This is a genomic window from Exiguobacterium sp. S22-S28, from assembly GCF_043359615.1.
Classification (GTDB): Bacteria; Bacillota; Bacilli; order Exiguobacteriales; family Exiguobacteriaceae; genus Exiguobacterium_A.
On sequence record NZ_JBHFFC010000026.1, the window covers coordinates 624,919 to 649,241 of the forward strand.

Below are 24,323 nucleotides of genomic sequence, written 5' to 3' on the forward strand. Positions count from 1 at the left end.
GGGAGCTCAAAACATGGAATTCAACTCACAATTTACCTGGCATCGATATCCGACGATTTTTGCTTATGAACAATACGTCAGCGATCTGCCGGAGACGCCGTCTTATCGACTGGATTGGCTGAACGAACTTCGGGCAAAAGATATGAACTTTACACGAACTGAGCTGGATGTCCTGTATGGTTCTATTGTCACCTGGCAAAATCCGGTCGACCGAAGTGACCGTCGATCCATCTGTTATTACGTTTCAGAAAACGAGTTGATTACGATCGGGTTGTCTGACCATATAGTTTCCTTAATCGAACCGTTTAAAACGTCAACTCCTTTCGAAGCCTTTTATGCGATTTTGGCCTTACAGATGAACACCTATTTTACCGGCATTGATGATTTTGAGACCGAGCTGTTTTCAAGACAAGATGAACTTCGGGGAAGCATCAATGAAAATTCACTCGACAGTATTTTTGGCTTACGGGATACGATTGAAAATTGGTCGGACTTGATCGTTCCGTTTCAGGAACTGATTTTGGCAGGTCCGGAAGCTTTTATCCGGCACACCGATTATGAAGAGGTCCTGCCCTTTCGTCTGGCTGAAAAGCGGGTTGCCCGTCTGTTGATGTTGATTGAGCATTACCAAAAAGATATCGAGGTTCTGCTCGATTTATCGACGACCGTTTCAAACTTCAGAGGGAATGAAATCATGAAGGCGCTAACGATTTTCACAGCTGTCGCCACGCCGATGATGGCCCTTGGCGCCATTTGGGGAATGAACTTCAAGGATATGCCGGAACTGGATTGGAAGTACGGATATGCCGCCTCGCTTTCTTTAATCTTCCTGACAACAGGCGGTATTTTCTACTGGATGAAACGTCGTGGTTGGTTGGGGGCACTCGTCCGGATGCCGGAAAATAAGCAAAAGCGAAAAAAATAGATATCAGAACATAAGTTCGTTATACTTATTTTACTTGAACTGGATTCTAAAATGAAGGAGGAAACCTTGATGGGACGGAAAATCATTCATGTGGATATGGACGCCTTTTATGCTTCAGTGGAGCAACGCGACCGTCCACACTTAAAAGGAGTACCCGTCATCGTCGGGGGACCTCCTCATGCCCGTGGTGTCGTCGCTACGTGTTCCTACGAGGCGCGGAAGTACGGCATTCATAGTGCGATGCCTTCACGTCGTGCGTTTCAGCTTTGTCCGCGTGCTGTTTTCCTGCGTCCCCGTTTTGAAGTATATCGTGCCGTCAGCGCGCAAATCATGGAGTTATTTCTTGAAGTCACACCGCTCGTCGAACCGCTGTCGTTGGATGAAGCGTATCTCGATGTGACAGAAAATCATTTGAATCTAACCAGTGCAACCCATATCGCGCAATACATCTTGTCTGAAATCAAGCGGCGGACCGGTTTGACCGCTTCCGCCGGTGTCTCGAACTCAAAACTTGTCGCTAAAATTGCTTCCGGTCACCAAAAACCAAATGGTTTGACCGTCCTTCCACCGGACGCTGTTCTGCCGTTTTTATCCGGATTAAAGATCGGTGATTTACACGGAGTTGGCAAGGTGACGGAACAAACACTTCGAAAACACGGATTTGAAACGATCTCGGATATCCAACAAGCACCGATTACAGAGTTGCGCGGGTTGCTCGGGCGGGATCGGGGAACGGAGTTATATGCGATGGCGCACGGAGAGGACGAGCGCTTGGTTCGCCCACACCGCGAACGAAAATCAATTGGTTCTGAAAGTACCTTCGAAGAAGATACGGAAGACATCGACACCATTTTCGAAACACTAAAACGGGAAGCTCTTTCCGTCGTCAAGACGCTGAATCAAAAGGAATTGGTCTGTCGTACCGTCACACTCAAATGGAAAACAGAAGATTTTCAATCCCGCTCGAAGCGTTATACATTTTTGGAAGAAACGGCTGACGAAGAAACGTTGCTCCGGATCACGACAAAGCTGTTTAATGAAATTGAATTTTCAGGTCCGATTCGGTTAATCGGCATGAGCGTCAGCCATCTTGAATCCCCCTCTCCCTCCAAACAATTGACGTGGCAGGATATTGATTCTTACTTGTAAAATGAACGACTATTCATTACACTTGTATTAGTGAAATACGACAAGGGGGAACCAGCCATGCTTTATACAATCACCGCATTTTCGGATCGCGGAGAAACCTTATTAGATGATACGTTTGACGCTCCGTCGGATTCCGAGGCGCGTCAAGAAGGCATCCGTCGCCTGAAAGAGGCAGACTTGGAGCACCGTGGGGCACGGGTGACCCGTGCCGGACAGTTGATTCATTTTGAGCGGGCCTATCTCCCCCGTCTTGTTCCGTCGAAAAATACACCATAAAAAAGCCTCGGTCAGGTAGACCGAGGCTTTTCAATCGAGTCGTTTATTGAACGTCGTCTTGATTTTGCTCCATCATCGGTGCATAAAGTTCTTCAAGCGGCTTCATGATGATTTGTGTTACTTCCGTCAACATCGTGTGCATACGTTGTTCTTCCTGCATCAGTTGACCAATCAATGGATTGTTTTGGACTTCTAACATTTTGGCTTGTGCAGATGCCATATCTTCAGGTGTGATTTCTTCACCTTGCATTTGTTTTTGTTGTAACTCCAGTTGAACGTTTCGGAATGAAGCAAATAGTTCATTTGACATCGGATCCGCGTTGACTTGAGCATAGAGATCTTTTAATGTCGTGTACTCCGATGTTTCGCGAAGTGCACGCTCGAGTGTGTACGCGTGATCGTATAAGTTTGTTTCAGACATGTTTGAACCCTCCAATTTTGTTAAACGATAAGAAGTATCGCTTGTATCATCCCAATTAAACCACCTAACAGTCCTCCAAGCCAAGTGATAGCCCGAAATTCTCTTCTGGAAATCGACAAGACGATTTCTTCAAGATACGCGGTATCTAGCAGTCCGACTTCTTCCCGGACGATCGTCTCGAGATCGAGTGTTGCCATAATCCGTTCCACCTGTTTCACCATTCGATCGACTAATCGTTTGGCGAGCAGCGGGACCATTTCTTGTGTGATGCGCACTTCAAGCGGCTTCAATACCTCGTGTAGTGGCGTATCGAACATTTTCGTCAGCGGAATACGCGTCAAGATTTCTGCCTTCACCCGCGTGACGAGTTGTTGTTCGGTCTCTGTATCGAGAAGCGAGTCGACCGGACGTGACAGGAGCAGATTGATCTCTTGTTCGACCATGTCGCTGATGAATCGGCGTGTGGACTCTCCTTGTAATACCCGTTTGAGTTCTGGTTGAATCATCTCGACGATATTGATATTGGCGAGCAGCATTCCGAACATTCCGCCGCCTAACTTCCCTTGAATAAAACCGGCGACTGTTTCTTCGAGCTTCATCTTCCCCTCAGGACTCTCAAAATACTGCTCAGTTTGTTGGAGTAACGCACCGACGACTCCAGGGATCGACTCATTGACTTTCGTTGTCCCCGTCTCTCCAATCGCTTCAGACAAGCTCGTGTTTTTGATGCTGGTTACCAGTGTCGACAGTTCTTGATCAATCCGTTCTTCGATCTTCTGGTGCAACTGTTCTTCCGGATGTTTGACGAATCGTTCCGCCACTTCACGAATCGTCCGCGTGGACCGTGTCCATTTTTGCACTTCCTGTTCCATCATTTGAATGACGGCATCGTACACGACAGGTTGTTGAAGACGCTTGCTGATACCTTCTGGTGTCAGCAAATGCTTGACGACTGTCCGCCCAAGATTCGCAGCCAACTCGTCCCGACGCTTTGGAATCAATCCCGGTGTGAACGGAATGCGGTACTTTCCGATGTATTTCGCTTCGAGCGGTCGAAACAACATCCGAATCGCAAGGTGATTGGTGACCGCCCCAATCATTGCTCCAATGATGATCATTCCAATTGCTTTGATGACTAAATCGACTTCGACTGGCATAGATCCTCGTTCCTTCCGATTTTAGTATTGTGGTAAAGTCTTAATAGGACTTTTTTTAAGGAGGCGCCTCGTATGTTACAACAATTAACCGTCTTGTTTAAAGACCATCTCTCGACCAATCCTGCTGTTTATTCTACCGATAAGTATACCGTATATCAGTTGACCGATGGACTTCGTTTCGGGATTGAAAATACGATTCTCACTGCCCGTGAAGCGGACTTGCTCGACTTGCTCGCCGAACGGGTCGTCACATCCACTTCCGATGATACTGTTTCATGGCGGCGTCGACTGGAACAGACGCACAGCGAAGAAGCGAAACCGTTTCGAATGGTTCACTTCTTATTTGAACAACTCGACGCCCGAACCGGAGAAGATTTACAACAGTTGCTCCGTTCCTTCTTCGACACACCGAGTGCCGTCATCCCGTTGACAGCCAATCGGTTTGTCGTCATCGAACGGGAAGAATTCGTCTCGGAGAACGATTTACATGACTTCTTCACCGCTTTACAATCTGATTTTTTAACAGATGGAAAAGTCTTGATTGGTCAGCAACGGAAATCAGGTGATCTTGCCGTTCAGTTTCGATTGGAACAAGCCGCCTTACGGGAAACCCCTTTGTTAAACATCGAACGGTTTCTTCCCGCATTAACGCGCTTGACGTTATTATCGACGGACATACGCCAGGAACTGATTGAACGGTTTATCACTCCTCTTGAATACGAGTCGCGCGAAACGATTGATGCCTTTTGCCGCGCCAATTTAAATGTCTCGTTGACCGCAAAACACCTCTTTTTACATCGAAACAGTCTTCAGTACCGACTGGACCGGCTGACAGAACAAACCGAAATCGATATCCGGTCATTTGAAGGGGCAAGTTTTTTGTATACCCTTTTGCGCGTAGCATAGTGACTAAATGATAACGGTTACATTTAGTCATATTGTCCATATGTTTTTTGTTCCCTTTCTCCTATACTAATTCTTGTAAGCGTTATTTTAATCGACTACTTAATTTACAGGGGGATGTACACATGGCAGATATTCGTCTTGAGCATATTGACAAAGTTTATTCTGGAACGGCAAAAGCGGTTGATGACTTCAACCTTCATATTAAAGATAAAGAATTTATCGTCTTCGTTGGACCATCAGGTTGCGGTAAATCAACGACTCTTCGAATGATTGCCGGTCTCGAAGAAATCTCAGGCGGAGATTTCGTCATCGACGGCAAACGAATGAACGATGTGGCACCAAAAGACCGTGATATCGCCATGGTTTTCCAAAACTATGCCCTTTATCCACATATGAACGTCTTCGACAACATGGCTTTCGGATTAAAGCTTCGTAAATTCCCGAAAGACGAAATCAAGCAACGTGTCGACAATGCGGCCCGTATTCTTGGTCTTGAAGAATACTTGGAGCGTAAACCGAAAGCCCTCTCAGGTGGACAACGCCAACGTGTTGCCATCGGTCGTGCCATCGTCCGTGATGCAAAAGTCTTCTTGATGGATGAGCCGCTCTCGAACTTGGATGCTAAACTCCGTGTTCAGATGCGTAAGGAAATCATCCAGTTGCACAAACGTCTTGAAACGACGACGATTTACGTGACGCACGATCAGACGGAAGCGATGACCCTCGCGACTCGAATCGTTATCATGAAAGCCGGTCTGATCCAACAAGTCGGTACACCAAAAGAAGTGTATGACCACCCGGACAACATGTTCGTTGCTGGTTTCATCGGTTCTCCATCGATGAACTTCCTGACAGGAAAACTCGCGGAAGACGGTCTCTTCCACGTCACAGGCACAGAAGAGAAATTCGCAGTTCCTGAAGGGAAGATGAAAGTGCTCCGCGAACGTGGATACACAAGCAAAGATCTTGTCCTCGGAATCCGTCCGGAAGATATCCATGCTGAGTTAATCTATCAAGATACAAAAACGGCACACCGTTTCCCGGCGCATATCGAAGTTTCTGAGCTCATGGGAGCTGAGTCTTACCTCTACTCAAAAGTGGGCAACCAAGCCTTCACAGCACGTGTTGATTCGCGTTCACACGTCGAGATGGGTTCAGATTTAGACCTGTTCTTCGACATGACAAAAGCGCATTTCTTTGATGCCGCAACTGAAGCAACAATTCGTTAATCTATCAGATTCAGTGAACGTATTCAGACTGCCCACGTTTGGGCAGTCTTTTTTATTGACAGACGTTCCTGTAACTTTGTATGATACTGCTTGTAGTCTTAAATTAATCCTATTCGAAAACTAGGAATTGAAATCATTTATTTTTAAAGGAGAGAGCGCTATGAAACACGGACTAAAGCTAGCAGTAGCAGCACTATCAACAGCGGGGGTGTTAGCGGCGTGCGGCGCTTCTAACGAAGAAGCAAGCAAAGATGAAAAAATCGTGACAGTTGGTACAGAAGCAACGTACCCGCCATTTACGTATAAAGAAAAAGGCAAGCTCACTGGGTATGACATCGAAGTCATGGACGAAGTCGCAAAACGTGCCGGCTACAAAGTCGAGTACAAAGCGATGGACTTCAAAGGATTGATTCCGGCACTCGATTCAAAACGAATCGATGTCATCGCGAACCAAATGGGCATCACAGATGAGCGGAAAGAAAAATACGCGTTCTCTGATGCCTATACGGTTTCCGGTTCAACAATCATCGTCAACAACAAAACAGACGATATCAAAACACTTGAGGACTTGAAAGGCAAAACGGTTGGTTCGACACAAGGATCACTTTACGCCAAAACAGCTGAAGAAGCAGGCGCAAAAGTGAAGTATTACAAGGGCGCAAACCAAGTCTTAAAAGATCTTGAAGCAGGTCGTGTCGACGCTGCGATGAACGACCGTCTGTTTGTTTTGACAGAACTCAAAAAAGCCGGTTATAAAGTGAAGGCTGTCGGTGAAACGTTTGATAAAAACGAATCAGGTCTGATGATGGCGAAGAACAGCAAATATACTGAAGACTTCAACAAAGCACTCGCAGAGATGCAAGAAGACGGCACGCTCGCAGATCTCGGTAAAAAATACTTTAACGAGGACATCAGTAAATGATGGAATTGTTTACAATCGTCCGTGATAATGCGGACGTTTACGGAAAGGCGATTGGCACTACACTTCTTGCAAGTGGATTTGCCATCGTCTTTGCGCTTTTTCTCGGTTTGATTCTTGCGGTCATGCGGGATAGCCGTTTCGCCGTCTTAAGCGGCTTCGCACGATTGTACGTCTCCTTTTTCCGAGGAACACCATTGTTGCTGCAAATCTTGATTTTGTATAATGGTCTGGTCGTTCTTCAACTGACCGGTTTCCAAGCGCTGGCTTTTGGTCTATCGCTTCACTTTTCGGCCTATATCTCGGAATCGTTCCGTGCAGCCATCTCCTCTGTCGATCGTGGACAATGGGAAGCAGCGGATTCACTTGGTATTCCACGCCGGAAGACATTTAAGGATGTCATTCTTCCACAAGCTTTGTCGCGGGCGATTCCGCCTCTTTCGAACTCGGTCATCGATATCATCAAATCGACGTCCCTCGGAACGATTGTAGCCGTCGAAGAACTGACGTATGTATCCGACCAAATCTCGGCAACGACCTATCTTGTCATGCCGTTGCTGCTGTTCTCAGCTGCGATTTATTGGATCATGTCGACCTTGATCCAGGGGGTTCAGCACCGCCTCGAAGCTCGATTCAGTATTCCAGAATAAAAGTAAGGCACTTGGAAGCGCGACACATTCCAAGTGTTTTTTTTAATCTTTTTAAGGTTTAATACTAGTCATCCCGGGAATAATCAAGTATACTAATAAAAATCAGAATTATCTGATAACTTTAAAAGGAGCGTGGCCGAGATGAAACAAGTAATTGAAGCTTTCCGTAGACAAGATGCAGAGCAGCGGATTCCAGTGCTACGCCTCGAAATCGATTATGAGCTCAGTACGCTCTTCGATGCTATCCAGGTCAGTGATCAAGCAGCTGTTGTCGCTAGTAAAGAACGTTTAGATAAATATCGTCAGGAAATGCTTCGTCTCGAAGCATAACCCTATAGATACTCCCATCTCACCTCCCCCTTGAGATGGGACTTTTTTTGCACAAAAAATAGCCCGAAGGCTATTTTTTAATCAACGTCCCGTCCGCGGGAAGCTTTCAAGATTTCAAACCATTGTTCACGCGACAGTTCGAGACGTGTCGCCCGGACAGCAGATTCAATCCGTTCAATTTTTCCAGAACCGACGATTGGCATGATACGCGCCGGATGTTTGAGCAACCAGGCATAGGCGACTTCGTCAATCTCTTCCGCTCCGATGTCACGTCCAATCTCCTCGAGTTTTTCACGAAGCGGCGCAAATTGTTCTTCTTTGAACAATCGTCCTCCGGCAAGCGGACTCCATGCCATGAGCGGCATTTCATTTTCGTGGCATAGATCAACGGAACCGTCTTCAAAATGCTTCAGTTCCGCGACAGACAGCTCAAGCTGATTCGTGACGAGCATGAACGGTAATCGTGATTGAATCAAACTTTGTTGAGCCGGTGTATGGTTCGACAATCCAAACGTCCGTACTTTTCCGGATTCTTTTAATTCGACGAATGCTTCGGCGATTTCATTTGGATCCATCAATGGATCAGGACGGTGAATCAGTAACGTATCGATGTAATCGACACCGAGTTCTTTTAATGAACGGGTCGCCTGCTCAATGATATGTTCTTTTGTCGTATCGTAAAATGAAAGTTTTTGATCCGAGAAATGGTTTCCTTTCATTTTGATGCCGGTTTTTGTGACGATTTCCATCCGTTCGCGTAATTCAGGTTTCAGTGCCAACGCTTCACCAAACAGTCCTTCGTTCGTATAATCACCATAAATATCGGCGTGGTCAAATGTCGTAATCCCTAATGCCAAACATTGTTCAATTAATTCGAGTCGCTCCTGTGCCGTCATGTTCCATTCATTCAGACGCCATAGTCCATGAATGACTCTCGAAAATGAAAGTTCTTCCGTTAAGTGTATCCGTTCCATGTATAGTCATCTCCCTATCTTTCGATCATACTTCACCGTTCACTTTACATGAATTTGAGAACGGTTGCACGAGTTACGCCCTTCTCAATCAAATAGCCAAAAAAACTGGCAGAGACGGATTGTCTCTTTGCCAGTTTCGTCTTCTCGGTTTATCCGATTATTGAATTTGCTCGACTTCCTGCATCACTTCATCTTCAATCAACTGACGTTTGCGTGTTGTCTCTGCAGCGTCTGGTGATGTCACACTGAAATAGAATTTAATTTTCGGTTCTGTTCCAGATGGACGAAGGCAGAACCACGAACCGTCTTCCAACGTAAATTTCAAGACGTTTGATTTCGGCAGATTGATGGGTGATGGTTGATGTTGGATCAAATCATGCGAGATGCTGGCATCATAATCTTCAAATAAGACGACCTTTTCACCTGCCACTTGTTTAGGCGGATGCTCCCGGAACGTATCCATGATGCGTCCGATTTGTGCGACACCGTCTTTACCCTTCAGCGTCAACGAGCGAAGTGACTCTTCGAAGTAGCCGAACTGCTCATAGATGGCTTGTAACGCCTCATACAACGTCCGTCCTTCCTTCTTGTGATACGCTGTCATCTCAGCAGCCAGCAAGCATGCTTGGACGGCATCCTTGTCACGGCAGAAGTCCCCGATCAAGTAGCCGTAACTCTCTTCATAACCAAACAGATATTCATATTCCCCTGATTCGTTGTATTGTTTGATTTTTTCACCGATGAATTTAAAGCCGGTTAATGTGTTCTCAACATGAAGATCGTAATGCTTGGCAATCAATGCTCCCAGTTCCGATGTGACAATCGTTTTTGCTACAAAACCATTTTTCGGCAATGTCCCTTGAGCCGATTTTTGTGACAAGATGTAATCAAGCAGTAACGCACCTGTCTGGTTTCCTGTGAGGACGACCCACTCTCCGTCCGCATCACGTGTCGCAACACCAACACGGTCAGCATCCGGATCCGTCGCAAGTAACACATCCGCGTCAACACGGTCTCCGTACTCAATCGCCAACTTAAAGGCCGCATGCTCTTCAGGGTTTGGAGAAGAAACTGTCGGGAACGCACCATCCGGCTTCGCCTGCTCTTCGACGACCGTTACATGCTCAAAACCATAATTCTTTAATCCTACCGTTACCGGTACAAGACCTGTCCCGTGAAGCGGAGTAAAGACGATTTTTAAAGGATCCGCCAACTCATCTTGAATCGTCGGTAAAACACGAATCGTTTTGAGTTGTGCTTGGTACGCGTCATCGAGTTGTTCTCCGACGCGAACGATCAAGCCGTTCGCCCGCAAGACTTCTTCCGCTTCAAGTTCGATTGAAAGTTCATCTTCAACTTGATCGACGTACGAGACAAGATCATCCGCTTCTTTCGGCGGCAACTGTCCACCATCATTCCCGTAGACTTTGTAGCCGTTATATTCCGGTGGATTGTGGCTCGCCGTAATGACGATACCGCCTGCTGCACGGAGTTCACGCACGGCAAATGACAGTTCCGGTGTCGGACGGAGTCCGTCGAACAAGTACGCTTTAATCCCGTTACTCGCAAGTGTCTTGGCTGCTTCCAAGGCAAACTCCGGTGAGTAGTGCCGTGAGTCGTGGGCGATGACGATGCCTTGGGCGACTGCTTCCGCCCCTTCGGCTTTGATGAAATCCGCAAACCCTTGTGAGGCTTTACGAACGGTGTAGACGTTCATCCGGTTTGTTCCGACGCCGATTTCTCCGCGCATCCCGCCTGTTCCGAATTCCAATTCTTTATAAAAAGCTTCTTCAGCTGCTTTATCGTCTGTTGCAAGTGTTGCCAATTCTTCTTTTAATTCTGCTTCAAGTCCCGAGAATTGATTCCATTTTTGATACGTTTCTTTCCATGACATATGCTGTCCACTCCTTCAAATTTGTTTAAACGAGATTTTCTTACGACTTGCGGGAACGTCTCACCTTTCATATGATTACTTTAGAAAGGGTCGAGGTGATGTTCATGTTTCCAACCATTCAAATGACAGACTTGCAACAACTTGTTCATACGGATCAGATCCGCTGGTTTGATTGTCGCTATGATTTGCAACACCCCGATTATGGTCGTGAAGCATTTAAGGAAAGCCATGTCGAGGGCGCACAGTATCTAGATTTATCTACTGATTTATCAGGACCACGTTCCGAAACAGGCGGACGCCATCCATTACCAGCAAAAGAGCAATGGATCCGTACGTTGGAGTCACTCGGGGTCCATCGCGATGATTTCATCGTCCTCTATGATGACGGCTTTCCTTATGCAGCACGTGCTTGGTGGCTTTTTAAATGGGCCGGGCATGAACGGGTCGTCGTCCTTGAAGGCGGATTATCATCTTATTTAGCGTTTGATTTTCCAATGAGTACGGAATCTGCTGTTTTTGAAAAATCGACTTATCAAGCCGACTTTAAAGACGATATGCTGATTCAGTATGAAGAGGTTAAAAATCGTCCGGCAGAAACCTCTCTTGTTGATTCCCGTTCACCCGATCGATTTCAAGGTCAACATGAAACGATTGATCCCATTGCCGGTCACATTCCGGGTGCAGTGAATTGTTTCTTCGAAGAGGCGATTTCACCTGACCGCCGCCTGAAAGATGCGGAAGATCTGAAAGAACTGTATGCAGATCTGCTCGAAGCACCTTCCCCGATTCTTTATTGTGGAAGCGGCGTTACAGCTTGCGTCAACGTCTTGGCGCTTCACGCGTTAGGAAAAACAGATGTCCGGTTGTATGCCGGTTCTTACAGTGACTGGATCAGTCAAACTGACGACGTCGCACGATGAATCAAACGAAAGTCCGATGAGAATCGGACTTTTTTTATATTTGTACCGGTTTGATGTTCCAAATGGCGTTAGCGTACTCTTTAATCGTCCGGTCACTCGAGAAAACTCCAGATTTCCCGATATTCATGATGACCATCTTGTACCATTTTTCAGGATTTTGATAGGCACGACTGATTCGTTCTTGTGCTTGTTGATAAGATAAGAAATCTTTTAAAATCAAATATTCATCGTTGTACGTCAACAGCGAATCATAGATTGCCTGAAATTCTCCAGTCGGGAAAATCGATCCGTCGACGAGCCCGTCGATGACTCGGCGAAGTTCCGGTTGCGCACTGTATTGATCATACGCACTGTATCCACCATACTTCTTATAATTCATGACTTCTTGAGGCGTCAGTCCGAAAATAAAGATATTTGCATCTTCAACTTCATCACGAATCTCAATATTGGCTCCGTCGAGCGTCCCGACGGTCAAGGCTCCATTCATCATAAATTTCATGTTTCCTGTTCCTGATGCTTCGTAACTTGCTGTCGAAATCTGTTCACTGACATCACTTGCCGGGAAAATCTTTTCCGCCAGTGATACACGATAATTCTCAAGGAACACGACTTTCATGTATGGACTGACATCCGGATCTGAATTAATGAGTTTGGCAAGCGCATTAATGTAACGGATAACCTCTTTCGCATAATGATAACCCGGAGCCGCCTTAGCACCGAAAATAAAGGTCCGAGGTGTCATTTGGAATGACTTGTCCTCTTTTAGACGGTAATAAAGAGAATGAATATGAAGCGCATTAAGTAACTGTCGTTTGTACGCATGAAGTCGCTTGACCTGTACATCAAAAATCGAATGCGGATCAACGATGATACCTGTCTCAAGCTTAATCAGTTCCGCCAATTCTTTTTTACTCGCCAGCTTGATGGCCCGGATATCTTGTTGAAGCGTGACGTCATCCGCAAATTTCGTCAGCTTTTGTAAGTCGGACGGATGATTGATCCAACTATCCCCAATGGCTTCCGTGACACGATTCGCGAGTTCTGGGTTGGATAATAAGAACCAACGGCGATGTGTGATTCCGTTCGTTTTGTTATTAAAACGAAGCGGAAACATCTCGTAAAACAGTCGCATTTCGCGTTGTTTGAGAATCTCTGTATGGATTTGCGCTACTCCATTCGTCGAATGGGTACCGACAACGGCTAGGTTCGCCATATTGATCATCCCGTCCGCAATAATCGCGACGTCTCGCATGTTCGCTTCAAGATGCGGGTAATTATCGAGTACATCTTTACAGAATCGACGGTTGATTTCTTCAATGATGAGATAGATCCGCGGTAACAGGTCACGGAACAAATCGACCGGCCAGCGCTCTAATGCTTCCGAAAGCAACGTATGGTTCGTAAAGGACATGACACTCTTTGTAATCCGCCATGACTCTTCCCACGAATACGCTTCTTCATCGATTAAAATCCGCATCAGTTCAGGTATCGCAACGACCGGGTGTGTATCATTGATATGAATGGCAATTTGATTACCAAGATGTTTGAGAGACGTATTTCGTTTTTTATGAGACAACAAAATACTCCGGAGTCCGGCTGAGACGAAGAAATATTGCTGTTTCAAACGCAAGACCTTACCTTCGTATGTCGTGTCGTCTGGATACAGGAATTCAGAAATCGTCTGAATCGCTTGTTTATGGACCAGCAAATCTTTATAGTTGCCCCGATGTTGGTTTAACAATTCATCGTCGTCATACGGCGATTCAGCACTCCAGAGACGCAAGTTGTTGACGATTCCGTTCTGATATCCGACAATCGGCATATCATAGGGCACTGCCCGGACGATTTCTGCCGGCTCATGGTGAACGCGATACCCACCACCCTCGATTTCTTCCAACCAGACATGTCCACCGAACGGAATGTCGACAGCTTTGTCGGAACGTCGAATTTCCCACATGTTTCCGTTCTTCAACCAATTATCCGGCAACTCGACTTGGTAGCCGTCGATAATTTTTTGTTTAAACAATCCGTACTGATAACGGATGCCGTTACCATGTCCCGGTAATCCAAGCGCCGCAAGGGAATCCAGGAAACAAGCCGCCAATCGACCAAGTCCGCCGTTTCCAAGACCCGGTTCCGGTTCTTCTTCGGTCAAATCCGCTAAATCATAACCGAGTTCCGAAAGCCCGCTTCGAACATCTTCCAGTACATCAAGGCTCAACAGGTTATTGTACAAAAAGCGCCCCAATAAGAATTCAAGTGAAAAATAATAGACTTGCTTACTTTTTTTATGGATGTAGGTTTCTTTTGTCCGCATCCAATCGGTCGTGACATGTTCCCGTACCATGTAGGCTAACGTCTGGTACACATCATTTTCTGTCGCATCTTCAAGCGCTTTACCATGCATCGAAATAAAGCGCTCATTAAACCTCTTCTTAAACTTCTCTTTGTCTTTGAACATTACAAAACCCCATTTCCCGTAATCCACTTCAGTCAGCAGACGGTGCGATTAAACGATAAAGCGCCAAGTATTCATCTGCGGAACGTATCCAGCTGAAGTCTTCCTCCATGGCTGTTTCAATCAGATGCTTGAATACCGGCTTGTCATGATACGTCTCTATCGTCCGTTTGATGGCATCCAGAAACTCTTGCGCATTATAATTCGAGAACGAGAAGCCATTTCCCTCTAATGTAAACTGATTAAATGGTTGGACGGTATCGCGCAGTCCGCCGGTTTCACGAACGACAGGCAACGCACCGTATTTCATGGAAATCAATTGACTGAGACCACACGGTTCAAAACGGGACGGCATAAGGAACGCGTCACTTCCGGCATAAATCCGTTGGGCCAGTCCAACATCGAAACCGATGTATGAAGCTACTTTATCCGGACGAATCGTCGAAGCATGCTGGAACAATCCTTCGTACTCGGCTTCTCCTGAACCAAGAATGATGAACTGAGCATCGAGTTCAAACAGATCCGGCAGAATGTGGGCGAGTAAATCGATTCCTTTTTGATCGACCAGACGTGAGACAAAACCAAATAACGGAACATCCGGATTAACCGGTAAACCAAGTTCTTTTTGCAAGGCTGCCTTATTGGCTGCTTTACCTTCTTCAACCGTCTTCACATCATAGTTTTCCACTAAATGCTCGTCTGTATCCGGGCTGAACTGCCGGTAATCGATACCGTTCAAAATTCCACGGACGTCGACTGCCCGGTGTTGTAAGACCGGTTCCAGAGTCTCACCGTAATACGGATCCATGATTTCATCACGGTATGACGGGCTAACGGTCGTGATTTGATTGGCGTGGACGAGACCGGCCTTCATGTAATTGACAAGCCCATTATGTGCAAGACCTTCTGCTGTAAAGTGTTCGTGACTGAGACCTAGAAGGTCACCGAGAACCTCTTCCGGGAATACCCCTTGATATTGCAAGTTATGAATCGTAAAGACCGTCTTGATGTCTTGATAACGGTTGAGGTGTTGATAATGAATCCGTAAGAACGCCGGTAAGACACCGGTCTGCCAATCGTGACAATGAATGACGTCGGGCACTTCTGCCACATCAACACGTTGAATCATTTCAAGCACTGCTCGTGAGAAATACGCAAACCGCTCAGCATCATCGTAATGACCATAAATCACACCATCACGTTTAAAATAATATTCGTTATCGATAAAATAAAATGTCACGCCGTCCTGCTTTAATCGTAAAACGGCTCCAAACTGTTGCCGCCAGCCGACAGGCACGATGAAATCGAATAAAAATTCCATTTCCGACTTGTACTGTTCTTTAATCTGACCGTAATTTGGCAAAATGACCGAAACTTCCGCACCCTCTTCAGCAAGCGCTAAAGGGAGCGAGCCGACGACGTCAGCTAGCCCCCCTGTCTTGATGAATGGTGTCGCTTCTGTGGCAGCAAACCATACCTTCATGATGACATCCCCTTTAAACGATTGTTTGTTTTTTGATGACAATCGGTTCTTCGGCCGTACCACGGATGACTTGTCCGCGTTTAACCGTTACCTCTTTGTCAAGGATCGCGTATTCAACGACTGCGCCTTCTTCGATGACTGATTTTTGCATGATGATCGAGTTCTTGACACGGGCATGTTTTCCGACTTTGACGCCACGGAAGAGGATGCTGTCTTTAGCCGTTCCTTCTAACTTACAACCGTTCGCAACAAGTGAGTTCTTGATGGTTGATCCAGGTAAGTAGCGTGTCGGCGGTTCATGTTTGATTTTCGTATAGACGTGTTGGAAATCATTGATCGCGCCCCACTGTTCAAGTAACAACATACTTTCACGATAATACGAACGTAACGAGTGGATGACTTGTGACGTTCCTGTATATTCGTAACCGTGGACATGCAAACGGTTTAACTGCGAGCGGATGATGCTTTGAAGTAAGTCATATTCACCGCGTCCGATGGCTTCGTCAACGAGACGGACAAATAAGTTCTTCGAAAGGACAACGGTTTCCATATAAAACGTCTCATCTGTTGGTTCAAACCCGCGTGATCCGATAGCCATGACACGGTTTTGATCGCCAAAACGGATCGGACGGCAATACTTACACGGTAATTCCCGTTTCGTATAAACGACTGTAATGTCTGCGTTCGAAGCTTTATGTTCACGTAGGACATCCCGATAATCGACGGCAGATAGGATGTTGGATCCTGAAATCACGACGTAGTTCTCTTTACTGCGTAAGAAGAAATCGCGGTGTAAATGGAAGTTTGATAGATCACCGCGGAATTCATGGGCATCTTGTGATAAAGCCGGTGGGAAAATATAGAGTCCGCCGTTTGAACGGTCCAAGTCCCACTCTTTACCGGATCCAAGGTGATCCATCATGGCGCGGTATTTTTCAAGTGTAAAGACACCGATATTCGCAATCTCGTTTTGAACCATATTCGTTAATGTAAAGTCGATGAGTCGATAACGACCTGCGAATGGTACGGCAGCCAAGTTGCGGTGTTCCGTTAATTCTTTAAAGAATCCTTCTTCGCCGCTCAGATTGATGACTCCTAGTAAATCTGTTTTCATCGGTACTTCCCCCTTATTGGATCGCTTCTTTGATGACTTCATTTTTTGGAATGATACTGTTCGCTTCAATGACGAATACTTCACCGTTTGGTGTACCGATTGTTGCCCCGTCTTCTACGACGACACCGTCTGCAAGAATGGCCCGGTGAATCGTAACGTCTTTACCGATTTTGACATTCGGGAAGATAACAGAGTCCTTCACGAGCGAACCTTCAGCAACATCGACCCCGTAAAAGAGAACCGAATGATTGATTTCGCCTTCAATGTGGCATCCTTCGTTAATGATTGAAGTATCGATAGTTGCATTGTTTCCGATATATTGCGGTTGTTGGTTCGGGTTGACGGAATGAACTTTCCAAGACGGTTCATACAAATCAAATTCCGGATCGGCTGCGAGCAAGTCCATATTGGCTTCCCAAAGGGATTGGATCGTTCCAACGTCTTTCCAGTAACCCTTAAATTTATAGGCACGAATGTTTAAGTTCTCGTACAACATGTTCGGGATGATGTTTTTCCCGAAGTCAAAGCTTGATTCGGCATCGCCGGCATCTTGAATCAAGTGACGTTTTAGGACATCCCAGTTAAAAACGTAAATTCCCATCGAAGCCAAGTTCGATTTCGGATTTTCAGGTTTTTCTTCAAATTCATTGATACGGAGATCCTCGTCCGTATTCAGGATGCCGAAGCGCGGTGCTTCTTCCCAAGGGACTTCCCGGACAGAAATCGTCACGTCGGCTCCGCCTTGACGATGTTCCTCAATCATTTTTTCGTAGTCCATCTTATAGATGTGATCCCCTGATAACACAAGCACATAATCTGGATCGTATTGGTTGATGTAGCTCATATTACGATAGATGGCATTCGCTGTTCCCTCATACCAGTTTTTCCCGTTTTGGGCTTGGTAGGGTGGCAGGATGGTTAATCCTCCGTTACGGCGGTCAAGATCCCAAGCACTTCCGATTCCAAGATAGCGGTTCAATTCAAGTGGTTCATATTGCGTCAGGACTCCCACTGTGTCGATTCCCGAGTTCGTACAGTTGGATAACGGAAAATCGATAATGCGATATTTCCCTCCAAACGCGACCGCTGGTTTTGCAGTGTGTTTCGTAAGTGCTCCTAGACGTTTTCCTTCTCCGCCAGCAAGCAACATCGCGACTACATTCTTTTTAGCCATTTCGTCCCCTCCAGTTTGTGCTCTTTTTTTACGTCAATCATTTGCTATAAATTTATACAGATACTCTTATATACCCACCTTTTCTCTTTTTAATATAACATTCCTGCAAAATAGGTTTATTAAAATACAAATTTCTTAAATTTTTCTACTGTTTTCTCCAAAAAAGACCGATAATAGGAATGAAATGCCGTTTGAAAGGAGTTTTCATGAGAATCACGACAGGATATGTCTTAGTCTTCACCCTAGCATTTGGTTTAGTACTAACACTTTTTTCAGTTCGCGATCAGTTAGGTCTTGCGACGGAACTGTTCACTTGGGCAGACCGGCAGACTGAAGATCGTCCCCTCGCTTCTTACCAACCAATCACCGTCACGTATCAAAAAGAACGCCTCGAATTGTATGACGGCTTACGCCGGAACGATTTAGCGGCAAATGCTTTACCTTCAAAGGTCGAACAAGCGTTTATCGCCATCGAAGACCGGCGTTTTTATCAGCATGACGGATATGATATCACTGGTATTTTGCGAGCGTTTACAGAAAATCAGACAGGAAATGATAAAGGTCAAGGTGGCAGTACCATCACTCAACAGTTAGCACGGATGACATATCTTTCCAACGAAAAAACCTATACTAGAAAAATAAAAGAAATTTTAATCGCAACGGCTTTAGAAAAAAAATATTCCAAAAAAGAGTTGCTGACGGCTTATGTCAATCAGGCCTATTTCTCCAATAATATTTATGGAATTGAAATGGCTGCGACTTCTTATCTCGGAAAACACGCAAAGGATTTAAATTGGTCGGAAGTCAGCTATTTAGCAGCGATTCCGAATAATCCTTCCCTTTACAATCCATTGCGTTTCCCAAAAAATACGGAAAAACGGCAACAACGGATTATAAAGGCGCTGCAACAGACAAAAGCAGTATCCGGAAAAGTCCGTCGGCAACCCGTTCAAATTTCGTTCCAAAAACCCGTAATCCGTTATCCGGATTACATTGACGCAAGCGTATCGGAAGCAATTCGCAAAACTTCTGCACTAAAAAAAATCAGTCTGCCACAAGCGAAGCAGTACCTCCATGAACACGGTGCCGTCATCCAGACCTATCTTGATCCGGCTGAGCAGATTCGCGCCAAACAGGCCATTCAAAAGCTTCCGTCTCCCATCGAAGGGGCCTATGTCGGAATTGATGGTAAAACACGTGGAGTCACGGCACTTGTCGGTAATAAATTAAACGTCTCCGGTCAGCTGAACAGGGCTGTTCAGTCCTATCGCCAACCTGGATCGACTTTAAAACCACTGCTCGTCTATGGTCCGTATCTAGAAAAAACAAAGAAAACCTTATCGAGCCGTCTTGATGGAAGTCCTGTTTGTTTTGATGGATACTGTCCGCAAAACAGCAGTAACCGCGTCCTTGGAAGTGTGACCATTGCGGATGCGATTGCATATTCGTATAACACACCGGCCTTGCGGGCATTCTCTGTTTCCTTTAGTGAAGGCTTGAAGACGATTCGACCATTTCGTTTCAGCCAATGGACCGATGAAGACAATTCTTATAACAGTGCTCTAGGCGGTCTAAAATATGGTGTCAGTCCACTTGAACTGACGAATTCCTATACGACCTTCGTCAATGACGGACTGTACAGTCCATCCTCGATGATTCGTACCATCACGACAGATCAAGGCACGTTGTTGCGGCATACGTTATCAACGGATCGTATTTGGTCGAGCCGAACGAATCAACTGCTCCGTCAAGGTCTTCGTAACGTCATGACATATGGAACCGGACGCTTGGGTTATGATGGAACTGCTTCTTATATTGGAGGGAAAACGGGGACGACGAACGACAATAAGGATATGTGGTTCGTCGGAATAAAAGATCAACATGTCGGAGGGATTTGGCTTGGTGCCGATCTGCCACGCGCCTTTCCTGTCGAAGCGAACAGCACGTTACAAGTCAAGACATGGGCTTCCATCGTCCAGTGACTTATTTCGGAAATAAAACTGCCTCTCCAAGTGAATTGAACAAACTTAAACCGACCCATGCCAGACCAGCCAGTAATAGTCCCCAGGCGAGGAAAAGAAAGATGACCAGCCCAACCGCGCCGGCGGAAGACGTCATTTTACTGATTTGAAACACGTAAAAGAAAAAGTAGATTAAAAAGGAACTGGTCAAAACTAAACAAACGAGCGGGAACGACGTCATGAATGCAAAACTGATACATCCTCCGACCAACAGGAGAATGCTTCCGGGACGCAACATGCTTAACGTCGTTCCAACCTGTTCTTTGATGAAAAAGGCAAAGCCCAGTTGATTGATTGTGTCTGAAATCAGCTTCAACGAACTAAAAATCATGAAGTAAATAATTAAAAAACCAAGCCAGACAAGAAGTTTCGTATTGCGCGCAGTTAATATCTGCAATAGCTCGTCGTACACACCAACATCGTTTAACCACATCAAAGCCAGTTCCGATGTCGCAATCGCAAGTGACGTACTGAACAGCAGAATGCTGATTAGAGGGGCATAACTCAATAAATAAACGTTTGTCCGCATTTCAAAGCTCCATTCATAGAAATTTCATATGTAGCACACAATTCCACTAACAAGTATACTATAATAGATTATATCGGTTCTTGAGACTAAAGGGGGAAGCAAAAATGGCATTTATTTTAATGGTAGGCGTTAGTCTCGCTTTCTTAACAGCGATCTTTACTGCAGGCTACAACAAAAAACCTGAAGGTAACGAATAAAACAAATCCCCCTGCCCGTTCATTCGGGTCAGGGGGATTTGTTGTTTTACAGGAGATTCGCATATCCTTGTTGTCGAAGTGCTTCATAGACAATAATTGCCGCTGTATTCGAGACGTTCAACGAACGAACAAGATTCGACTGCGGAAGACGGATACAACGCTCCAGATTCTCATCGATGACGTTTAAAGGTAATCCTTTCGTTTCTCGTCCGAACACAAAAAAGTAATCTTCTTCAACATTCGACAGATCAATTTGACTCGGATACTTTTCGCCGTACTTCGTAATGTAATAAAACGTCCCGTCCGGATGTTTACTCCATAACTCTTCTAACGAATCATGATACCGCACATCGACGAACTCCCAATAATCCAGTCCCGCCCGTTTTAATTGTTTATCGTCCGTCGAAAATCCTAGTGGGCGAATCAAATGAAGAACGGAGTGTGTCGCTGCACACGTTCTCGAAATATTTCCTGTATTTTGTGGAATTTCTGGTTGATACATGACTACATGAATGGCCATTATTGATTCTCTCCTAACTCATGCGCAAGTAGCGCTTCTTTATGGGCGATGCCGCTGGCAAATCCCGTCATCTTTCCCGATGCGCCGATGATTCGGTGGCACGGATAAATCAAAGCAATCGGATTTCGGTTGAGGGCTCCCCCAACCGCACGGGCTGCCTTCTCCGAGCCGATCATCTGTGCGAGTTGTCCGTAACTTGCCGTCTGTCCAAACGGAATCGTTCGCAAAGCGGTCAGGACACGTCGTTGAAAGTCCGTTACCTCTAAACGACAGTGGATTCCGTCCAATGCTTCTGAATGCCCCTGTTCATAGGCCTCAAGGGCACCAGCCAAAAACTCAGGCAATGGCGCTTCGTAGCAGAGCTCTTGAGGCAGATAACGTCCCATTTTTGTCTGGTCCAGTCCGAAATCAAGGTACACGACTGTTTCGTCTTCCCAAGCGATCATCAATTCGCCGAACGTAAACGTTACATTCTTATAAGGCATGTTCCGCCCCCCATTCAGACAATAAACGTATTCCTTCCGTCTGTACGTCCTCTGCCGGATCGTTCGATAGACGGTCTTCGATATACACCTTCGCTTCCGGACCACTGATCCGTCCGATTGCCCAAACGGCAAGCGCGCGCATATCTTCCCGTGGATCCGTTTCAGCCATTAGACGCAGTGCATCCAATGCTGTGCGGTCTTGATAATGAACAAGTGCACAAACCGCGTTACGCTGAATTGGTTTTTTCCCGCGCCATGCTCCGGACAACGAACCGAATCGTGTCTTGAATTCACGGTTACTGAGCGAAAGCAGTGGAATCAGCAAGGGTTTGACTTGTTCCGGATCCGGTTGCAGCTCACTGTGTTGTGTGGCATGTTTTTTTCGATTATACGGACAAACCTGCTGACAGGTGTCACAGCCATATAATCGATTTCCGAGGGCATAGCGGAAGTCTTCCGGAATCAGAGTCTTCGTCTGTGTAATGAACGAGATGCATCGTTTCGCATCGATGACGCCCGGTTCGACCAAAGCATCAGTCGGACAAGCTTCGAGACATTTATTGCATGAACCACACAACTCTTCGACCGGTTCGTCCGGAGGCAGGTATTGATCTGTAATCAATTCTCCTAAATAAAGATAAGAACCATGCTCCTCACTGATGATGGAACAGTTTTTCCCGCTGAATCCGATTCCGGCCCGTTCTGCGACAGCGCGATCGACCAATTCTCCCGTATCGACCATCGAGCGGGTTCGGGCATCTGGACACAAATCTTGAATTTTTTCTTCCAACAACGTCAAGCGTTGCTTCAAAGCCTGATGATAATCCAGTCCCCAAGAAGAGCGTCCAAAAATCCCGCGGCGTTCCCCTTCTCTGCCACGTGGAGCATCCTTGAGCTTACTTGGATACGCAACAGCGATTGCGATGATGGAGACGGCATCATCAAGCAACAAGGTAGGAGTCGTACGCCGTTCAAGATCAGGCTCTTCGAATCCGGAAGCATAGCCTTTTTCTTGTTGCTGAACGAGACGCTGTTTCATCACCAAAAAAGGATCAGCCGTCGTGATGCGGCATTCATCGATTCCAATCTCTTTGGCATACATTTGCAATTCTTTTTTCAACAATTCGCCCTGCATCGTATCTCTCCTTTCGCTAGTTCGCTCGTTTATCTCCATGCTAAACAAAAAGAGCAATGTGTCAATTAAAAACGACACGTTGCTCTTTTCAGGTAAGCGGGTGAAGGGAATCGAACCCTCATCATCAGCTTGGAAGGCTGAGGTTTTACCACTAAACTACACCCGCATAATCAGGTGAATCTTGATTGAGATTGTAACAAAGGTAAAAGCGGGTGAAGGGAATCGAACCCTCATCATCAGCTTGGAAGGCTGAGGTTTTACCACTAAACTACACCCGCAAGATACCGGTGGTCGGAATCGAACCGACACTCCAAAGGAACACGATTTTGAGTCGTGCGCGTCTACCAGTTCCGCCACACCGGCACAATCTCTTGCAAAACTATTCAATTAAGAATTATTGGAGGCGCCAGTCAGAATCGAACTGACGATAGAGGAGTTGCAGTCCTCTGCCTTACCACTTGGCTATGGCGCCATTTTATTGGAGCGGAAGACGGGATTCGAACCCGCGACCCCGACCTTGGCAAGGTCGTATTCTACCACTGAACTACTTCCGCACAAAAAGCTGGGCTGGAAGGGATCGAACCTTCGCATGCTGGAATCAAAATCCAGTGCCTTACCACTTGGCCACAGCCCAATAATAAGAGGGCGACTGATGGGAATTGAACCCACGAATGCCGGAATCACAATCCGGTGCGTTAACCACTTCGCCACAATCGCCATACTAATAAAACAGGGGCAGCAGGAATCGAACCCGCGCTGACGGTTTTGGAGACCGTAGTTCTACCGCTAAACTATGCCCCTAAGTGGTGGGGGGGGGCGGATTCGAACCGCCGAACCCGAGGGAGCGGATTTACAGTCCGCCGCGTTTAGCCACTTCGCTACCCCCCCACTATGGGAAATTCAATTAAATAAAATGGTGGCTTTGGACGGAATCGAACCGCCGACACAAGGATTTTCAGTCCTTTGCTCTACCAACTGAGCTACAAAGCCTTAACAATGGCGGTCCTGACGGGATTCGAACCCGCGATCTCCTGCGTGACAGGCAGGCATGTTAACCGCTACACCACAGGACCGTATGTAATTGCGGGGGCCGGATTTGAACCGACGACCTTTGGGTTATGAGCCCAACGAGCTACCAGACTGCTCCACCCCGCGATGATAAAAAATGGTGACCCGTACGGGAATCGAACCCGTGATACCGCCGTGAAAGGGCGGTGTCTTAACCGCTTGACCAACGGGCCATCTGAAAAGTAAAAATTTTATGGCGGAGAGCAAGGGATTCGAACCCTTGAGACGCTTATGACGCCTACACGATTTCCAATCGTGCTCCTTCGGCCACTCGGACAGCTCTCCATTGCTTGTGGTGAAGAAGTAAATAAATGGCTCCGCAAGTAGGATTTGAACCTACGACCTACCGGTTAACAGCCGGTTGCTCTACCACTGAGCTATTGCGGAAC

The 24,323-nt window shown here is 46.3% G+C and carries 22 protein-coding genes and 15 tRNA genes; 10 read left to right on the forward strand and 27 right to left on the reverse strand.

The window, feature by feature from the left end; all coding sequences use genetic code 11:
• Window positions 1-13: 13 nt before the first annotated feature.
• The 3 genes from ACHA8N_RS09760 to ACHA8N_RS09770 all read left to right on the forward strand — a co-directional run bounded on the left by ACHA8N_RS09760 (window position 14) and on the right by ACHA8N_RS09770 (window position 2,350).
• Window positions 14-925: a magnesium transporter CorA family protein gene (locus tag ACHA8N_RS09760; RefSeq protein ID WP_393965543.1), complete on the forward strand. Its 912-nt coding sequence runs from the start codon at window positions 14-16 to the stop codon at window positions 923-925.
• A 69-nt stretch (window positions 926-994) separates the two neighbouring features.
• Entirely contained in the window at window positions 995-2,074 is a 1,080-nt protein-coding gene (gene dinB / locus ACHA8N_RS09765; RefSeq protein ID WP_393965544.1) for a DNA polymerase IV, read from the forward strand.
• 57 nt (window positions 2,075-2,131) lie between these two features.
• Window positions 2,132-2,350 carry a YhzD family protein gene (locus tag ACHA8N_RS09770; RefSeq protein WP_026833759.1) on the forward strand — a complete coding sequence of 73 codons (219 nt, stop codon included), beginning with the start codon at window positions 2,132-2,134 and terminating at the stop codon, window positions 2,348-2,350.
• A 43-nt stretch (window positions 2,351-2,393) separates the two neighbouring features.
• Here the strand turns inward: ACHA8N_RS09770 and ACHA8N_RS09775 are convergent, their stop codons facing one another.
• A complete protein-coding gene (locus ACHA8N_RS09775) occupies window positions 2,394-2,771 on the reverse strand; it encodes a YlbF/YmcA family competence regulator (protein WP_012369586.1) in 378 nt (125 codons plus the stop codon).
• Window positions 2,772-2,791: 20 nt separating this feature from the next.
• On the reverse strand, window positions 2,792-3,928 hold the full coding sequence (locus ACHA8N_RS09780; RefSeq protein ID WP_393965545.1) for a DUF445 family protein: 1,137 nt from the start codon (window positions 3,926-3,928) through the stop codon (window positions 2,792-2,794).
• Window positions 3,929-4,000: 72 nt separating this feature from the next.
• On the opposite strand from ACHA8N_RS09780, the gene ACHA8N_RS09785 reads away from it, so the two are divergent.
• The 5 genes from ACHA8N_RS09785 to ACHA8N_RS09805 all read left to right on the forward strand — a co-directional run bounded on the left by ACHA8N_RS09785 (window position 4,001) and on the right by ACHA8N_RS09805 (window position 7,962).
• Window positions 4,001-4,834, forward strand: coding sequence for a PucR family transcriptional regulator (locus tag ACHA8N_RS09785; protein WP_393965546.1), 834 nt, complete (start codon window positions 4,001-4,003; stop codon window positions 4,832-4,834).
• A gap of 122 nt (window positions 4,835-4,956) precedes the next feature.
• Window positions 4,957-6,063 (forward strand): ABC transporter ATP-binding protein, encoded by a 1,107-nt coding sequence (locus ACHA8N_RS09790; RefSeq protein WP_393965547.1) that lies wholly within the window; start codon window positions 4,957-4,959, stop codon window positions 6,061-6,063.
• A 160-nt stretch (window positions 6,064-6,223) separates the two neighbouring features.
• Complete coding sequence (locus ACHA8N_RS09795) at window positions 6,224-6,985, forward strand: transporter substrate-binding domain-containing protein (RefSeq protein ID WP_026833762.1); 762 nt, start codon at window positions 6,224-6,226, stop codon at window positions 6,983-6,985.
• Window positions 6,982-7,632, forward strand: coding sequence for an amino acid ABC transporter permease (locus ACHA8N_RS09800; RefSeq protein WP_014969670.1), 651 nt, complete (start codon window positions 6,982-6,984; stop codon window positions 7,630-7,632). The genes ACHA8N_RS09795 and ACHA8N_RS09800 overlap by 4 nt, the downstream gene beginning before the upstream one ends.
• Before the next feature lie 141 nt (window positions 7,633-7,773).
• Window positions 7,774-7,962, forward strand: coding sequence for a hypothetical protein (locus ACHA8N_RS09805; RefSeq protein ID WP_014969669.1), 189 nt, complete (start codon window positions 7,774-7,776; stop codon window positions 7,960-7,962).
• 77 nt (window positions 7,963-8,039) lie between these two features.
• On the opposite strand, the gene ACHA8N_RS09810 is transcribed toward ACHA8N_RS09805, so the two are convergent.
• Window positions 8,040-8,936: an aldo/keto reductase gene (locus tag ACHA8N_RS09810; RefSeq protein WP_028106870.1), complete on the reverse strand. Its 897-nt coding sequence runs from the start codon at window positions 8,934-8,936 to the stop codon at window positions 8,040-8,042.
• Window positions 8,937-9,093: 157 nt separating this feature from the next.
• The gene (locus ACHA8N_RS09815) at window positions 9,094-10,830 is read right to left on the reverse strand and encodes a phospho-sugar mutase (RefSeq protein WP_393965548.1); all 1,737 of its coding nucleotides are present in this window, start codon (window positions 10,828-10,830) and stop codon (window positions 9,094-9,096) included.
• A gap of 104 nt (window positions 10,831-10,934) precedes the next feature.
• On the opposite strand from ACHA8N_RS09815, the gene ACHA8N_RS09820 reads away from it, so the two are divergent.
• A complete protein-coding gene (locus tag ACHA8N_RS09820) occupies window positions 10,935-11,750 on the forward strand; it encodes a sulfurtransferase (RefSeq protein WP_393965549.1) in 816 nt (271 codons plus the stop codon).
• Between the two features lie 34 nt (window positions 11,751-11,784).
• Here ACHA8N_RS09820 and ACHA8N_RS09825 read toward each other — a convergent pair whose 3' ends face one another.
• From ACHA8N_RS09825 to ACHA8N_RS09840, 4 genes are read right to left on the reverse strand one after another with little or no spacing between them, the layout of a single operon-like run.
• On the reverse strand, window positions 11,785-14,211 hold the full coding sequence (locus tag ACHA8N_RS09825) for a glycogen/starch/alpha-glucan phosphorylase (protein ID WP_147512687.1): 2,427 nt from the start codon (window positions 14,209-14,211) through the stop codon (window positions 11,785-11,787).
• A 28-nt stretch (window positions 14,212-14,239) separates the two neighbouring features.
• Window positions 14,240-15,691: a glycogen synthase GlgA gene (gene glgA, locus ACHA8N_RS09830; RefSeq protein WP_393965550.1), complete on the reverse strand. Its 1,452-nt coding sequence runs from the start codon at window positions 15,689-15,691 to the stop codon at window positions 14,240-14,242.
• Window positions 15,692-15,704: 13 nt separating this feature from the next.
• Window positions 15,705-16,805 (reverse strand): glucose-1-phosphate adenylyltransferase subunit GlgD, encoded by a 1,101-nt coding sequence (gene glgD / locus ACHA8N_RS09835; RefSeq protein ID WP_147512689.1) that lies wholly within the window; start codon window positions 16,803-16,805, stop codon window positions 15,705-15,707.
• A 13-nt stretch (window positions 16,806-16,818) separates the two neighbouring features.
• The gene (locus ACHA8N_RS09840) at window positions 16,819-17,979 is read right to left on the reverse strand and encodes a glucose-1-phosphate adenylyltransferase (RefSeq protein ID WP_147512690.1); all 1,161 of its coding nucleotides are present in this window, start codon (window positions 17,977-17,979) and stop codon (window positions 16,819-16,821) included.
• A gap of 206 nt (window positions 17,980-18,185) precedes the next feature.
• Between ACHA8N_RS09840 and ACHA8N_RS09845 the strand changes: the two genes are divergently transcribed.
• Window positions 18,186-19,961: a transglycosylase domain-containing protein gene (locus tag ACHA8N_RS09845; RefSeq protein ID WP_393965551.1), complete on the forward strand. Its 1,776-nt coding sequence runs from the start codon at window positions 18,186-18,188 to the stop codon at window positions 19,959-19,961.
• A gap of 1 nt (window position 19,962) precedes the next feature.
• Here the strand turns inward: ACHA8N_RS09845 and ACHA8N_RS09850 are convergent, their stop codons facing one another.
• From ACHA8N_RS09850 to ACHA8N_RS09940, 19 genes are all read right to left on the reverse strand, one after another.
• Complete coding sequence (locus ACHA8N_RS09850; protein ID WP_147512692.1) at window positions 19,963-20,529, reverse strand: DUF5366 family protein; 567 nt, start codon at window positions 20,527-20,529, stop codon at window positions 19,963-19,965.
• A gap of 243 nt (window positions 20,530-20,772) precedes the next feature.
• Entirely contained in the window at window positions 20,773-21,246 is a 474-nt protein-coding gene (gene trmL, locus ACHA8N_RS09855; RefSeq protein ID WP_026833771.1) for a tRNA (uridine(34)/cytosine(34)/5-carboxymethylaminomethyluridine(34)-2'-O)-methyltransferase TrmL, read from the reverse strand.
• Window positions 21,246-21,731, reverse strand: coding sequence for a methylated-DNA--[protein]-cysteine S-methyltransferase (locus ACHA8N_RS09860; RefSeq protein ID WP_393965552.1), 486 nt, complete (start codon window positions 21,729-21,731; stop codon window positions 21,246-21,248). The genes trmL and ACHA8N_RS09860 overlap by 1 nt, the downstream gene beginning before the upstream one ends.
• Window positions 21,721-22,866: a tRNA epoxyqueuosine(34) reductase QueG gene (gene queG / locus ACHA8N_RS09865; protein ID WP_393965553.1), complete on the reverse strand. Its 1,146-nt coding sequence runs from the start codon at window positions 22,864-22,866 to the stop codon at window positions 21,721-21,723. The genes ACHA8N_RS09860 and queG overlap by 11 nt, the downstream gene beginning before the upstream one ends.
• 95 nt (window positions 22,867-22,961) lie before the next feature.
• Window positions 22,962-23,032 (reverse strand) — tRNA-Gly (locus ACHA8N_RS09870).
• A gap of 41 nt (window positions 23,033-23,073) precedes the next feature.
• Window positions 23,074-23,144, reverse strand: a tRNA-Gly gene (locus ACHA8N_RS09875).
• A gap of 4 nt (window positions 23,145-23,148) precedes the next feature.
• Window positions 23,149-23,229: transfer RNA gene (locus ACHA8N_RS09880), tRNA-Leu, on the reverse strand.
• Window positions 23,230-23,264: 35 nt separating this feature from the next.
• Window positions 23,265-23,338: transfer RNA gene (locus ACHA8N_RS09885), tRNA-Cys, on the reverse strand.
• Window positions 23,339-23,345: 7 nt separating this feature from the next.
• Window positions 23,346-23,420 (reverse strand) — tRNA-Gly (locus ACHA8N_RS09890).
• 8 nt (window positions 23,421-23,428) lie between these two features.
• Window positions 23,429-23,500 (reverse strand) — tRNA-Gln (locus ACHA8N_RS09895).
• A 10-nt stretch (window positions 23,501-23,510) separates the two neighbouring features.
• A tRNA-His gene (locus ACHA8N_RS09900) sits at window positions 23,511-23,583 on the reverse strand.
• A gap of 13 nt (window positions 23,584-23,596) precedes the next feature.
• A tRNA-Trp gene (locus ACHA8N_RS09905) sits at window positions 23,597-23,667 on the reverse strand.
• A 3-nt stretch (window positions 23,668-23,670) separates the two neighbouring features.
• Window positions 23,671-23,754 (reverse strand) — tRNA-Tyr (locus tag ACHA8N_RS09910).
• 26 nt (window positions 23,755-23,780) lie between these two features.
• Window positions 23,781-23,856: transfer RNA gene (locus tag ACHA8N_RS09915), tRNA-Phe, on the reverse strand.
• A gap of 7 nt (window positions 23,857-23,863) precedes the next feature.
• Window positions 23,864-23,939, reverse strand: a tRNA-Asp gene (locus ACHA8N_RS09920).
• Between the two features lie 8 nt (window positions 23,940-23,947).
• Window positions 23,948-24,021 (reverse strand) — tRNA-Met (locus ACHA8N_RS09925).
• Window positions 24,022-24,032: 11 nt separating this feature from the next.
• Window positions 24,033-24,107: transfer RNA gene (locus ACHA8N_RS09930), tRNA-Glu, on the reverse strand.
• 21 nt (window positions 24,108-24,128) lie between these two features.
• Window positions 24,129-24,219 (reverse strand) — tRNA-Ser (locus tag ACHA8N_RS09935).
• Between the two features lie 27 nt (window positions 24,220-24,246).
• Window positions 24,247-24,321: transfer RNA gene (locus ACHA8N_RS09940), tRNA-Asn, on the reverse strand.
• Window positions 24,322-24,323 lie beyond the last annotated feature (2 nt).